Below are 12,768 nucleotides of genomic sequence, written 5' to 3'. Positions count from 1 at the left end.
ATTTATTAATAAGTTCAAATCAAATTTAGTTGGTAAAATAGTGATCTGTTCTTGCTCGTTTGCTGCTTTTTTAAAATTTTTTTGATAGTTTCAAGTGGAGAGGCACTTTCAAGATGGGTGTCATCATTAGTTATTTCATCTGTTGTTACTTCATACACTATTTGGTAGTCGTGTGATGGGGCGTATAACGGCATGTGGCTAGCTAGTACTTTATCGCCCGCTAATATAAGTGCCATACCATGAAATCCCACGTAACTGTGGGTTTTGTCTGTGTTGTGCGTATTGTGTTGATGTGTGTTTGCAAGTGCTGTGCTCGTTAATGAAATAAAAAGTAGCAGTATGTATTTCATGTTAATTCTCAAAAATAAATATAGCGCTACTATAAGCTGGTTTTTATGTATAAATAATCGATAATAAGTAACTTGTTGTTTCCTTTTAATCAATACGGCTTGGCGCATGCACATAGATGACATTGAAAAAGTAATTCATATGGCGGGTTCGCAAAATCTGCATACAACCGCTAAGCATTTTAATGTTACCCCAGGAGCGCTGTCTAAAATGCTAAAAAAGGTTGAGGCAAACTTAGCCACAGAGCTGTTTAACCGTGTGGGTAAAACCTTAGTGCTTAATGATAAAGGCAAAGAGTTTGTTAAGCACAGTAGCGATTTAGTTCATAATTACCAGCAGCTTATTAGCCGTTTTAAAAGTGATAATCATAAATTTAATGCGGTTATTGCAGGCCCTGCCATTTTGCTTAAAAGTGGCCTTAAAAAGCTGCTTACACCTCTTAGTAACCTGCCCTGCTCGGTGCGTATTAATAATGTGTTTGAAGGTGAAGCCATAAGCCAAGTTGCGTCTGGCTCGGCGCATATTGCACTAGTAACTCGCGAGGCACTAAATAATAGCTCACACGCTAATTTAGTGGCGGTTGATGTGTTTAATACTGGATTTAGTGTGGCTGCGGCCGCTGCGCATCAGCTAGTTCAAAAAGGTGCATTAACGCTCAATAAAAACCAATTACTGAAGGCGGCTTTTGCATGCCCTTTGTTTTCGCCGTTATGCGGCTTAGAGCAAGGTGTAGGCTCAGACGGATGGCAAGATCACATGGCCCCGCGCAATATTGTATTTAGATGTAGCGACTACAGTGCATTAATAGAGGTTTTGCAAAGTGGCTTGGCGTTAGCATATTTACCTAATTTTGTGATTGACGATTTAGGGCTTACAAAATTAACTGTAAAGGGGGTTAACAGTCACTACAGTGAAAGCATTGTAATGATATACAAACCATCAAAGGCCGATGGTTGGCTTAATAAACTTATGCATTCTTTATAAAAAAGGACTAAAAAAAATAAAGCGCCTTAACCACTACACTAAGACGCTTTAGGATGAAAACTTTAAGTTGCTAGCTATTAAAAATTATAAGCTAACGACATTTTAAATTGAGTTGGCGCACCTGGGTAAACCCATAAAGCGTTGTAGCTACTTTCTGCGTAATTTTCATCAAAAATGTTATTAACACTGATATTAAGTTCGGTTTGCTCGGTTAAATTAACTTGTCCAAACACGCCTACTAGCTGATAGCTTGGTAGCCTAAAACTTAAATCGGCGGCATCACCTAAACGGCTGCTGATGTATTGGTAACTTGCACCAAATTCAAGCTCTTTGCCCATTAACGCCGTTTGGTGGCTAAGCGTAAGGTTTAGGTTGTTTTTTGGTACATTTACAAGCGGGCTGCCTTTTTCAATTGGCACGCCCCAATCGGCATTAATAATATCGTTTGCGGTGGTGGCATCTATATAGGCGTACGATAAGTTAAACGCGGTTGCATCAGTAATATAGGTGTTTAAATCAAGCTCAAAACCTTTACTATCGGCTTTACCAATAGGCGCTGAAAAACCAACGTTTACAGGGTCTGCCACTAACATATTACTTTTAGACGCATCAAAAAATGCCACAGTACCGTTTACGCCTAAGTATTCAAACTTAGCGCCAACTTCAAACGAATCGCTGTATTCAAAACCAAATGGGTCGCCGCTTGCATCAGTACCGCTCAGTGGTAAAAAGCCTTCTGAGTAACTGCTGTAAAAGGTTAATGTGTTATTTAGCTCGTACACTAAACCAACACGCGGGCTTATTTGACTCTCAGAGCTTGTTGAAAACACGCCGCTGTTGGTTTCTAAAATGTCTTGGTCAACGCTGTCAAACCTTAAGCCAACTAATAGCTTAAATTTATCGGTAATATCCATTTGGTCTTGAACATAAATACCGTACGCGTTTTGCTCTTCGTCGTTTTCGTAAAGCAGGCTTACTTCTGGGCGCTCAACATCGTAATTTGGCTCAAAAATATCAACAGTATATGTACCATTACCGCCACGGTAGCGTGAAAGCGCTGTACGTAAATCGTATTTATAGGCATCTGCGCCTATTAATAAGTGATGCGTAATGCCTGCTGTATCTAAACTTCCGCTAACTTCAAACTTAACGCTTGTGTCTTCTACTTCGTAGTCGCGATAGCGCTGCTGTCGGGTAAGCGTGCGACCATCGTCAAATAAAGATTGGCGCGATGGTGAAAGTTCAGCATCCGACGAAAACCCCGTTAACGTAGAGCTACGGTAGTTTGCACCTACAACTAACGACCATTCATCGTTAATATCATGATTTAACGTAATTTGATGACCACGCGAATAAACCTGCGTGTCGCCATCGTTTGGGTTACCTAAATAACGTGAGCTTGGTACAGTGTCAAAATCGTTATCAAGTACTACTACACCACGGTCAAATAACTGGGCTAAATCTACGTATTCAAACTCATACGTTACACTGGTCGATGCGTTTATTTGATGATAAATAGACGGCGTAATCACCTTTTTATTGGTGTACACCTCATCGCGGTAGCTGTCGCTATCTTGCCACGCGCCATTTATTCTAAACGCGGTGGTGTCGTTAATGCCGTTTGTGTAATCACCTTCAACACGGTTAAAGCTGTCGCTGCCTAGGCTTAATTTTAGCTCACCTTGGGGCTCAAACTGTGGCTTTTTGGTCACAATATTTACAGTACCACCGGGCTCCGAGCGCCCATAAAGTGCTGAGCCTGGGCCTTTTAATACTTCTATATATTCAATGTTTGATACATCGCGCGGGCCGCTAAAACCACGCCCACCGCTAAAGCCATTAATTAAATAGCCCGATGGCATGTTTTCGTTACCCGAAAGGCCACGAATAGAAAAGCTATCCCATAATGCGCCACTGTTATTTTTTCGCGAAATACTCGCCGAAAAATCAAGCGCGTCTTGTAATTCGGTAATGCCTTTTTGATCAAGCGCGGCGCTGCTAACACTTACAATAGACTGCGGCATTTGTTTTTGAGGAATGTCGCCACGGTATGCTTGTTTATAAGTAACCGATATTTTTTCAATTTCGTCGGTTTGCTCTTGTGCAAGTGTTTGCGCACTAATGCCTAAACAGGCTAAGTAAATTAAAGAGTACTTCATGATTGATAATAGAGAATAAACAAATGTGATATTATAACGATAAGTTTAGCATGTGTTACTTTATAACAAAAAGACTTTTTTGAATTTAAAAATTGCATTAGCAGCTTTGTATACATCACGTTAGTATGGTGTTCTATTTAGGTTACTTAACGAAAATTATATGAGCATAAAAACAAACGCATTAATTTACTTTTTAGCCTTCTGCAGTGGTTTTTGCATTATGGGTATTGAGCTTTTAGGTGGGCGTATTTTAGCGCCCTATTTTGGCAGTAGCGTACATATTTGGGGCAGTATAATTACCGTATTTATGCTTAGCCTTTCTTTTGGTTATTTGCTCGGCGGTAAGCTCAGTACAAAAAATGCATCGCTTACTAAATACGGCTTAATATTTTTAGTTGCGAGTATAATGGTGGTGCCTATCACACTGTTTTCACAGCCTATAATGGAGTTTATTTTTACCCATATTGAAGATAGTCGCTATGGCTCTTTGCTAGCCTCTACGGCTTTGTTTTTTATTCCCACCATAATTTTAGGCATGATCTCACCTTATTCTGTTCGTTTATTAGTAACCGACAGCGAAAAAAGCGGCCAAGTTGCGGGTATTTTATATTTTGTAAGCACGCTTGGTAGTGCGCTTGGTACTATTATTACCTCGTTTTACTTTGTACTGGCGTTCGACGTAAACACCATAATTAGCGCATTTGCTTCTACGCTTGGGTTACTTGGCGTACTTGCAATTGTTATTAATAGCTTGGCAGGTAATAAGGAGTTGGCTCATGCTTAAATATTTACTTTTGGCTTTAAGTGTATTTTCGGCTGTAGCAACGGGCGAGGTCATTCATGAGGAGCGCTCTTTATATCGCAATATTATTGTTGATGAAACTCGTGACCTACGCTGCCTAAAATTTAACACCAAAAGCAGCCAAACAAGCCAAAGTTGTATGTATAAAAATGACCCTGACAAACTCGTTTTTAATTATACCAAGCTTACGTTTGCCAGCCTTTTAGTAACACAAAATCCTAAAAACGTACTGGTTATAGGCTTAGGTGGCGGCACGCTTTCTAATGTTATTCATGAGCTTTACCCTGCCGCTAAAATTCATAATGTTGAAATAGACCCAGCCGTTTTAAAAGTAGCCCGCGATTACTTTAACTTTATAGAAACCGACAACGTTACATCAAGCGTGCAAGATGGGCGTATATTTATAAAACGCGCGGCTATTAAAAAGCAAAAGTACGACTGGATCATTCTGGATGCATTCAACGGCGACTACATTCCTGAGCATTTGCTTACTAAAGAATTTTTTGAAGAAGTACAAAGCGTATTGGCCGATGGCGGTGTTATTGCAGCTAATACGTTTTCGAGCAGCAAGTTATACGAGCACGAGTCGGCAACATACCACAGCGTATTTGGTGACTTTATTAACGTAAGCCGCCCTAATCGCAGTAACCGTATTATTTTAGCGGGCATTAAAACTATGCCAACGCAGGCGCAACTTAACGAGCGTATTAGCGCTCTTGGACCACGTTTAAAAAAATACGATGTAGATATAAAAGCAATAAGCACCTATATGCAAAGCACCAAAAACAACCAAGACTGGCCAGCTAACACCAAAATACTGACCGACCAATACTCTCCAGCTAACCTCCTTAACTTTTAATGTTTATTAAGCCCCAATAAGGGGCTTTTTTGCGGCATACCTCTATATTTACTTAGCACGCTAACTAATGTTAAAATACTTAGCATGCTAACTAAATTAATGTGGTTATGACTACTCAAACTCCTTTTCACGAAACACTCGATTTAACCATTATCGGCAATATGGGCCGTGTTCATCGGCTATGCCGCGAAGCCGTTACCCTAGCCGTTGAGCCTTTAGGACTTACGCAATCACGTTGGACAGTCTTAATGCACATAGATATGCGCGGCGAAGGGTTAACTCAACTTGAGCTTGCTAACAGCTTAGGCATAGAAATGCCCTCTCTCACTCGTACTTTAAAACAATTAGAAGATCAGCTTTTAATCACCCGCAAAATAGATGAGCACGATAAGCGCAGTAAAAAAATTTACTTCACAGAGCAAGGCGGCACTATTTTGCATTCTTTGTTGGAGACAGTTAGCGACATAAAAAAACTGTTATACAGCGATTTATCTACTGAGGAGCTAGATGCCATGGCATTGTGTTTACTCAAAATGGAACAAAACGCGCTCAAATGTATTGAAGTTAATAAGTAAGGTTAAAAATGACTCCCGATCAAAAATTTGCACGCTATGTGAGGTTTTCTCTCATAGGGTTTATTTTCGTATTTATCTATTATTTAGTGGCAGATATGGTTTTACCTGTTACGCCTCAAGCGCGTGTTTATCATCCTGTTGTGCAAATATCTCCACAAATTAGTGGCCGCGTTACTAGTGTAGAAGTGAGTAATAACCAAACGGTTAAAGCGGGCGATGTATTATTTAGCCTCGACCAAGATCCATATATTTTAGCTAAAGAACAAGCCCAGTTAGCACTGGACGACGCAAAGCTACAAAATAAGCGTTTAGACACCAATGTAAAAGCACTAGAAGCACAAATAAGTGCAGCAAAAGCTAAACAACACGAACAAGCGTTACTCAAAAGCCGTGGCGAAAAGCTGTTTAAGCAAAAGTCTATATCGGAGCAAGAGCTTGAAAGCATTCGTGCAAATTTTCAAGCGAGTAAGTCAAATGTTGCAGCGCTTGAAGCACAATTAGCTGAAGCTATGTTAGCTCGTGGTGAAAGTGGCTCACAAAACTTAGCCATGCGACATGGCGCTAACCAATTAGCGCAAGCTGAGCTTAATTTATCGTACACACAGGTGCGTGCTTTAAGTGATGGCACCGTTGCTAATTTGCAGCTGCTCGATGGCGCTTACGCTTTAGCTGGGCAACCTTTATTAGCTATTGTTGCTAAAAAAGCTGATTTAGTTGCCGACTTTAGAGAAAAGTCACTTTCAAATATGAAACCAGGTGCTAAGGCACTGGTGGTATTTGATAGCCGCCCTGGTGAAGTTTACGAGGCAATACTTGATACGTTTGAAGCGGGTGTAAGTAGCGGACAGCTAAGTGCCAATGGCTTATTAAGCACCACCGAAACCAGTAATCGCTGGGTACGTGATGCACAGCGTCAACGTATTCATTTAAAGCTTACAGATCATCAAGATTTAATCGCTAATATGCCCAGTGGTTCTCGTGCAACAGTGCAATTATTACCGCAGTCGAGCATAGGGCAATGGTTTGGTTCAATACAAATAAGGCTTATTAGCTGGCTACATTATATTTATTAAGGAGGCCTTATGAGCAAAGTTGTTAGCCAAGGCCCACAATTAGACTCCAATGGCCTGCGCCAAGCATTGCGTATTGCTGGCGGGTGCACCATTGGTTTTACAATTAGTAAATTAATGAATTGGCCAAACGGTATATTTTTTACCGTTTACCCAATGTTGTTATTAGGCATGGTACCTACACTTAGCCGCGCTGTTATTACACAATTTTTTGCCTCGGCTGCGTTTAGTGCATTTATAGTACTTATTATGCAAGGGCTGTTTTCTCACTTACCTGTAGTAATGACCTTGTTAGTGTTTGCGGTTTTTTGTATTTTGTTTTATCAAATGAGCTGTGGAAGCGCCTTTTTATTTGGTGCTTTAGGTGTGGTGAGCTTGTCTATTCAGCTGCACTTTTCAAGTTATGTTGATCAAGGTACTAGCATTTACCCGCTTATTTTAAGTAATGGTTTAGCTATTTTTTTAACCGTAATTATTGCTGCAATAATGCATGGCCTATTTCCTGACGTAACGGCTCGGCCTGGGCGAGCAATGCCTAGCAAAGCAAAAGAAAGTATTCGTCATGAAGTGCTGCTTTGTGCAAGTGTGGCTACGCTTTCTTTTGTGGTTTTTCAGGTGCTTGATTTACAAGACTCTATATCGGCGCAAGCTGCGTCTGTACTCATTTTGTTTTCATTGTGCTGGAAAGCCGCAGGAATGGCTGCATGGCAACGTGCTATAGGTACGCTTATTGGCTGTAATGCTGCGCTTTTATCGCAATTGCTTTTGTATAGTCACTCAGACTTTTTACTTTTTCCAATCATCACTTTATGGATATTGTCGTTTATATTTGCGCGTTTTCATATTTTAGGCGGCGGTATACCAGGTATTGGTTTTGGCGTACTAACAACCTTTGGTATTTTGTTTGGTAACTACTTAGGCCCTGGGCAAGACCTAGTTTACAGCGCATTGTATAGATTTAGCTCGGTATCGGTGGCTATAATTTTAAGTTTGTGTGCAGTGTACATAATGCACCATATACTTAATCGCTTTAGCGTTACTCGCCATCATACTTTTGATTAGCACATTAATTAATAAACATAAAAAAAGGCTGCAGTTGCAGCCTTTTAATTTAAGATATGCGCTTATTTTTAAGCTTTAATCCTGCAATTAATAACAGCGGCCCCACAAACATGGCTAGACCATATACGCCCCCTGTTACTGCGTATTCGGGCTTATTTAAAAAGCTTATAGCAATTAAAATAGCCAGCGATGCGTTTTGTATCCCTACCTCAATACCCAGTGTAAGCGAATCGGTAAGGTTAAGGTTTGAAAGTTTTGCTATAAGCAAGCCAATAACCATTGAGCCAATATTAAGTGCTATACACGCCCAAAATACATCGTTAAACGAGTTTACGAGTAGTGCGCGCTCTTTTATTACAAGCGCGGCTATCATTGCAAGCATAAAAAATAATGAAAAACGCCTAAAAAACGGCTCGCTTTTAATAGCAAACTCGCTTTTAAAATGGCGCAGGCCTATACCTATTGCTACCGGTACTAAGGTAATTACAAATAGCCCAAGAGATGTGGTTAATATAGAAAAACTGGCATCAATTTGCGGGGCAAATTGGTGCATGGCAAAGCCAATAATAAATGGTGTGGTAATAATACTAATGGCGGTTGAAGCTGCAGTTAAACTTACCGAAAGCGCTAAATTAGCCTTTGCGAGCTGGCTCACTACGTTTGACATAGTGCCACCTGGGCAAGCGGCTAAAATCATTAACCCTATTGCAATTGGCGTGGGTAAGTTAAGTAAATAACATAAACCTAAAGCCAGTAGCGGCATAGCAATAATTTGCCCTACCAAACCCAAAGCAATTGCTACGGGCTTTTTAAAAAGTCGCGAAAAGTCGCCAAGTGTAAGCCCAAGCCCCATTCCAAACATTATAAGTGCAAGGGCAAGTGGGAGTATGATTTCTGTTAAAAATGATGCATTCAAATTAGCCGGCCTTTGTTGTTTTTAATGCCAAAAATACTTAGTCGTTAAATGAGTATAGGATTAGCTGCGTAGTTGTTGCTACGCGTTTAACTTATCTTTATTTACTAAATTATGGCTTTTATGCTTAACTTTTATCAGTAAACGCATTTGTTTGCACGGCTTTATTGTTTTAGCTTACGTTATTAGGTGTGTATTACATAGCAGTGGTAAGGTTTATGTAATTGGCAATGGCTGTAAAGCCCCTTTACGTTTTAACAACGTTGTTATTTATTTAAGATGTTAGCCACACGCTCACTTAATTCTGGCAATACGGTTTGTTCAAACCACGGATTTTTTTTAAGCCAAATATTATTGCGTGGGCTTGGGTGCGGTAACACTAAATGTTGTGGCCAATACTCACGCCACGATTTTACCAACTCAGTTAAAGGCCTATTTTTAGTATGAGGTAAATGATACGCCTGCGCATATTTACCAAGCACTATAGTAAGCTCTAAATTAGGTAGAGCGTTAAGTAATTGCTCTCTCCATGCGGGAGCGCATTCTTTACGAGGTGGTAAATCGCCCGACTTTCCTTTACCTGGGTAGCAAAAGCCCATAGGTAAAATAGCTATTTTTTGCGGATCATAAAACTCATCAACACTTAGCCTCAGCCATTCTCGTAGGCGTTTGCCGCTAGCATCGTTAAAGGGCTTTCCAGTTTCGTGTACTTTTATGCCAGGTGCTTGGCCAGCAATTAAAATACGAGCATTAGGGTTAAATTGTATTACAGGGCGAGCGCCCAAAGGTAAATGAGGTTCGCAGATCACGCATTTACTAACTTGCTCTATTAATTGGCTGGTATTCATGTTTATTTGGCCTTAAATGCTTAATATTTATCCTAAATGGCCATTTTCACCCAGTGAGTTGGTAAAAAATCGGTTTATTTTAATTAAAACGGCCAGTAGTTGGTAAAATCGTGATCTCTGTGTAAAACAGTGCTGCAGCCCTTATAATACTTACTGTTTCTCCGACCATACTGCAAATTCGTTACCGCTAGGTTCTGTAAAGTGAAACCGGCAACCGCCCGGAAAGTCAAAAATAGGCTTTATTATTTCACCACCAAACAGCACTACTTTTTTATAGGTTGCGTGAATATCGTTACTGTAAAACACCAGCAGAGCAGCCCCATTTTGAGTAAGCGATTTAAGCGGCGCATTAAAAAAGCCACCGTCAAGCCCTTGGCCGCTAAACGCTGTGTACTCTGGGCCGTAGTCGGTAAACTGCCAGCTAAATACGTTAGTAAAAAAGCTTTTTGTGGCTTTTAAATCGCATGCTGGTAGCTCTACATAATTTAGCTTTTCGTGGTTGCTCATTATTAGTTTGCTTTTAATACTTGGCTTTAATTGCCACTTTAAACCATTAGCTAATGGCTTATCAACAGCCTCTAAATAGCCAAGATCAGTATTTTACTAAGTTATATAATTTTTTATCTAAATTAACTCAGTCATACAAATGAGAATAGCTATCTTTTGTATTTGAAGCCTATATAATAGCGCCTTCATTTATCCTCCATGTTTAAATAAAGGGTTTGTTAACTATGCAGGCACCGTTGCATCGTGCATCTTTTACTAATTTTAATCTTGAAGCATTTTTTAAAATTGCTAGTAGTTACAAGGTATTAGTATTTTTACGTTTTTTTATAGCCATTGTAGGAGGCTATGCTTTTACCTCTGCTGGTATTGCTTTATTAAGTGTTGTGCTACCAATAGCCAAGCAAGATGCTGTGTTGTTTAGCGTGTCGGTCAGTATTTTAATTTATGCTGTTGTGTTTATTTATGCGTTTTCGGTTAAGTCGTTAAAGGCTGTATGGATCAGTATTTTACTAAGTACAGGACTGTTTATTGGCATACTTGCAGTGTTAAAGGGTTGGCTATGAAAGACAGTTTTTTTAGGTCGATGACGTGTCTACATACGTGGGTAGGCTTACTTACATGTTGGATCATTTACGTCATTTTTTTCGCAGGCACAGTTAGCTTTTTTAGAGACGAAATAAACCTGTGGAACCAGCCTGCCATTCACAATGTACAAGCACAAACCGACAGAGTGGCCGCGCAGCGCATGCAAATTGTTAAAGGCTTTGATTATTTAAGCCACCATGGTGCAGGTTCAAACAGCTGGCGTATAACATTACCAGAGCAACGTATTCCTTATTTAGTATACGGCTATGCAGAGCCAAAAGAGGCAGGACAGCGTCGCAGTAAGTTTATAAATACTCAATTAAACCCAAATACAATGCAAGAACTAGCGCCTTTTGTGGATACTAAAGGGGGCAGTTTTTTTTATCGGCTTCATTACCAACTCTACTATTTAGATGCCATAACAGGACGCTGGGTGGTGTGTTTTGCCAGCTTTTTTATGTTGCTTGCGATTATATCGGGTGTGGTAATTCATAAACGTATTTTTAAAGATATGTTTAACTTTAGGCGCAATAAAGGGTCGCGAAGCTGGCTAGATGCCCATACCCTAAGCTCTGTGCTTGCCTTGCCGTTTCATTTAATGATTACCTACACAGGTATCATTACACTTATATTTATGCTGTTCCCTTACCCAGCGCTAACAGCTTACGATAATGGTATGCGTGGCTTTTTTAACGATGTAACACCTAGTAATAATGTGACTAATAAAGCACAAGGTAGCGCAGCAATGTTGCCTATTAATACCATTTTGGATCAGGTTTATACTAAGTGGCCAGATGCAGATATTCGCAGTGTTAGAGTAAGCAAGCCTAATATGGCCGCCTCTACGGTTACTGTAATGGTAGACCCTGGTAAGTCGCTACGCGATCAAATGCCAAGGCTTTTATTTAGTGGTGCCACGGGCGAACTGGTTGATCAATCGGCAGATGATCTTACCAATAGCAAGGTGCTTTACGAGTTACTTAACTCGATGCATACAGGGCGGTTTGCCACTGCGCTATTACGTTGGTTGTATGTGTTAGGTGGGATTGCAGGCTGTGTGATGATAGCAACTAGCTGCATTATGTGGGCTAAACGTATACGCGAGCGCAGTAAAGGTAAGGCATCGTTTGGCTTACAATTAGTCGAAGGTTTAAATCTTGCGACTATTATGGGCTTACCCCTTGCCTCTTGCGCATTTTTTATTGCCAATAGGCTGCTTAGCCCAACGCTTGCTGAGCGCGGCGAAAAAGAAGTAACAGCGTTCTTTTTAGCTTGGTTAGCTGCAGGCGTAATTGCTCTATTAAAGCGAGATAAACTCCAGTGGCGAGTGATGGCTGCAATTAATGCTTTTGCCTGTTTGAGTGTACCTGTAATAAACGCGCTTACGACTAACGGCAATATCGTTAGTTATTTAATCCATAAACAGTGGGCGTTATTTACGTTCGATGCGTTATTTTTACTCTTTAGTATAATGTTTTTAGTACAAACCGAAAAATTACGTACTCCCAAAAACAATGTAAAAGCAGATAGTTTAAAACCAAGCACCCATCAAAAAGGAGAATAAGTATGATGGAATTACTTACTTTTAGCCTGTGTTTATTTGGTTTTAATGGTTTTGCGTTGGCAAAATTTAATCACTTTAAAGATGTTTTTAAAAAACGCCCTACTGAATTGCAACGTAAACAGCTTTTAATTATTGCTTGGATCAGTATTTTACTAAGCTTAGTCATTTGTGTTGTAACTCAAGGTAGTTATGGAGCTTTGCTATTTTGTGGGTTTATGAGTGTAAGTGTTTTAATTATAACAACTTTTTATAATTTGCTAACCGGCTATGTGAAATTGTTTAGTGTTTTAAATGCAGCATTAATCACAGTGAGTGGGCTATTTTTAGCATTAAAATAGCGTTAGTTGGTAAAAACGTGATCTGTGATTTTTAGGTTCAAATTTTTTAGAAAAAAAATGGCAAGCTATTAAGCTTGCCAACAACAAGGGGGATATTCAGTATGTCCAACACTTGCATGTCTCGTTGCAAGTGCAGCTAATATAGCCTCAACAT

General features: G+C 39.9%; 14 protein-coding genes. 9 read left to right on the top strand and 5 right to left on the bottom strand.

Features of this window, described 5'->3' with window-relative positions:
* Positions 1-14: 14 nt before the first annotated feature.
* Positions 15-350, bottom strand: coding sequence for a hypothetical protein (locus J8L73_RS19270; RefSeq protein WP_247659584.1), 336 nt, complete (start codon positions 348-350; stop codon positions 15-17).
* Between the two features lie 106 nt (positions 351-456).
* Between J8L73_RS19270 and J8L73_RS06135 the strand changes: the two genes are divergently transcribed.
* Positions 457-1,332 (top strand): LysR family transcriptional regulator, encoded by an 876-nt coding sequence (locus J8L73_RS06135; protein ID WP_211015455.1) that lies wholly within the window; start codon positions 457-459, stop codon positions 1,330-1,332.
* Positions 1,333-1,409: 77 nt separating this feature from the next.
* Here J8L73_RS06135 and J8L73_RS06130 read toward each other — a convergent pair whose 3' ends face one another.
* On the bottom strand, positions 1,410-3,491 hold the full coding sequence (locus J8L73_RS06130) for a TonB-dependent siderophore receptor (RefSeq protein ID WP_211015453.1): 2,082 nt from the start codon (positions 3,489-3,491) through the stop codon (positions 1,410-1,412).
* A gap of 160 nt (positions 3,492-3,651) precedes the next feature.
* Between J8L73_RS06130 and J8L73_RS06125 the strand changes: the two genes are divergently transcribed.
* The 5 genes from J8L73_RS06125 (at position 3,652) to J8L73_RS06105 (ending at position 7,859) form a co-directional block, all read left to right on the top strand.
* Entirely contained in the window at positions 3,652-4,275 is a 624-nt protein-coding gene (locus J8L73_RS06125; RefSeq protein ID WP_211015451.1) for a fused MFS/spermidine synthase, read from the top strand.
* Positions 4,268-5,152, top strand: a complete 885-nt coding sequence (locus J8L73_RS06120) for a fused MFS/spermidine synthase (protein ID WP_211001090.1) — start codon at positions 4,268-4,270, stop codon at positions 5,150-5,152. Before J8L73_RS06125 ends, J8L73_RS06120 begins: the two co-directional genes overlap by 8 nt.
* Positions 5,153-5,259: 107 nt before the next feature.
* The gene (locus J8L73_RS06115; RefSeq protein ID WP_211015449.1) at positions 5,260-5,727 is read left to right on the top strand and encodes a MarR family transcriptional regulator; all 468 of its coding nucleotides are present in this window, start codon (positions 5,260-5,262) and stop codon (positions 5,725-5,727) included.
* A gap of 8 nt (positions 5,728-5,735) precedes the next feature.
* On the top strand, positions 5,736-6,800 hold the full coding sequence (locus J8L73_RS06110) for an HlyD family secretion protein (protein ID WP_211015447.1): 1,065 nt from the start codon (positions 5,736-5,738) through the stop codon (positions 6,798-6,800).
* 9 nt (positions 6,801-6,809) lie between these two features.
* Complete coding sequence (locus J8L73_RS06105) at positions 6,810-7,859, top strand: DUF2955 domain-containing protein (RefSeq protein WP_211015445.1); 1,050 nt, start codon at positions 6,810-6,812, stop codon at positions 7,857-7,859.
* A 49-nt stretch (positions 7,860-7,908) separates the two neighbouring features.
* Here the strand turns inward: J8L73_RS06105 and J8L73_RS06100 are convergent, their stop codons facing one another.
* From J8L73_RS06100 to J8L73_RS06090, 3 genes are all read right to left on the bottom strand, one after another.
* Positions 7,909-8,775, bottom strand: a complete 867-nt coding sequence (locus J8L73_RS06100) for a bile acid:sodium symporter family protein (RefSeq protein WP_211015443.1) — start codon at positions 8,773-8,775, stop codon at positions 7,909-7,911.
* A gap of 263 nt (positions 8,776-9,038) precedes the next feature.
* On the bottom strand, positions 9,039-9,620 hold the full coding sequence (locus J8L73_RS06095; protein ID WP_211001085.1) for a uracil-DNA glycosylase family protein: 582 nt from the start codon (positions 9,618-9,620) through the stop codon (positions 9,039-9,041).
* Between the two features lie 150 nt (positions 9,621-9,770).
* Positions 9,771-10,127: a VOC family protein gene (locus J8L73_RS06090; protein WP_211015441.1), complete on the bottom strand. Its 357-nt coding sequence runs from the start codon at positions 10,125-10,127 to the stop codon at positions 9,771-9,773.
* A 224-nt stretch (positions 10,128-10,351) separates the two neighbouring features.
* On the opposite strand from J8L73_RS06090, the gene J8L73_RS06085 reads away from it, so the two are divergent.
* Genes J8L73_RS06085 through J8L73_RS06075 form a run of 3 tightly spaced genes read left to right on the top strand, consistent with a single transcriptional unit; the run spans position 10,352 to position 12,614 of the window.
* Complete coding sequence (locus J8L73_RS06085) at positions 10,352-10,690, top strand: hypothetical protein (RefSeq protein ID WP_211015439.1); 339 nt, start codon at positions 10,352-10,354, stop codon at positions 10,688-10,690.
* Complete coding sequence (locus J8L73_RS06080) at positions 10,687-12,276, top strand: PepSY-associated TM helix domain-containing protein (RefSeq protein WP_211015437.1); 1,590 nt, start codon at positions 10,687-10,689, stop codon at positions 12,274-12,276. Before J8L73_RS06085 ends, J8L73_RS06080 begins: the two co-directional genes overlap by 4 nt.
* Positions 12,277-12,278: 2 nt before the next feature.
* On the top strand, positions 12,279-12,614 hold the full coding sequence (locus J8L73_RS06075) for a DUF3325 domain-containing protein (RefSeq protein ID WP_211015435.1): 336 nt from the start codon (positions 12,279-12,281) through the stop codon (positions 12,612-12,614).
* Positions 12,615-12,768: the final 154 nt, after the last annotated feature.

The sequence above is a fragment of the Pseudoalteromonas sp. MMG006 genome, assembly GCF_018101025.1.
Lineage (GTDB): Bacteria > Pseudomonadota > Gammaproteobacteria > Enterobacterales > Alteromonadaceae > Pseudoalteromonas.
The sequence above is the reverse complement of the archived record's forward strand: the minus strand, read 5'-3'. Positions and strand labels throughout refer to the sequence as shown.

Coding starts and splice junctions, on each gene's coding strand:
- J8L73_RS19270 (WP_247659584.1), bottom strand. CDS start 350: ATGAAATACATACTGCTACTTTTTATTTCATTAACGAGCACAGCACTT.
- J8L73_RS06135 (WP_211015455.1), top strand. CDS start 457: ATGCACATAGATGACATTGAAAAAGTAATTCATATGGCGGGTTCGCAA.
- J8L73_RS06130 (WP_211015453.1), bottom strand. CDS start 3,491: ATGAAGTACTCTTTAATTTACTTAGCCTGTTTAGGCATTAGTGCGCAA.
- J8L73_RS06125 (WP_211015451.1), top strand. CDS start 3,652: ATGAGCATAAAAACAAACGCATTAATTTACTTTTTAGCCTTCTGCAGT.
- J8L73_RS06120 (WP_211001090.1), top strand. CDS start 4,268: ATGCTTAAATATTTACTTTTGGCTTTAAGTGTATTTTCGGCTGTAGCA.
- J8L73_RS06115 (WP_211015449.1), top strand. CDS start 5,260: ATGACTACTCAAACTCCTTTTCACGAAACACTCGATTTAACCATTATC.
- J8L73_RS06110 (WP_211015447.1), top strand. CDS start 5,736: ATGACTCCCGATCAAAAATTTGCACGCTATGTGAGGTTTTCTCTCATA.
- J8L73_RS06105 (WP_211015445.1), top strand. CDS start 6,810: ATGAGCAAAGTTGTTAGCCAAGGCCCACAATTAGACTCCAATGGCCTG.
- J8L73_RS06095 (WP_211001085.1), bottom strand. CDS start 9,620: ATGAATACCAGCCAATTAATAGAGCAAGTTAGTAAATGCGTGATCTGC.
- J8L73_RS06090 (WP_211015441.1), bottom strand. CDS start 10,127: ATGAGCAACCACGAAAAGCTAAATTATGTAGAGCTACCAGCATGCGAT.
- J8L73_RS06085 (WP_211015439.1), top strand. CDS start 10,352: ATGCAGGCACCGTTGCATCGTGCATCTTTTACTAATTTTAATCTTGAA.
- J8L73_RS06080 (WP_211015437.1), top strand. CDS start 10,687: ATGAAAGACAGTTTTTTTAGGTCGATGACGTGTCTACATACGTGGGTA.
- J8L73_RS06075 (WP_211015435.1), top strand. CDS start 12,279: ATGATGGAATTACTTACTTTTAGCCTGTGTTTATTTGGTTTTAATGGT.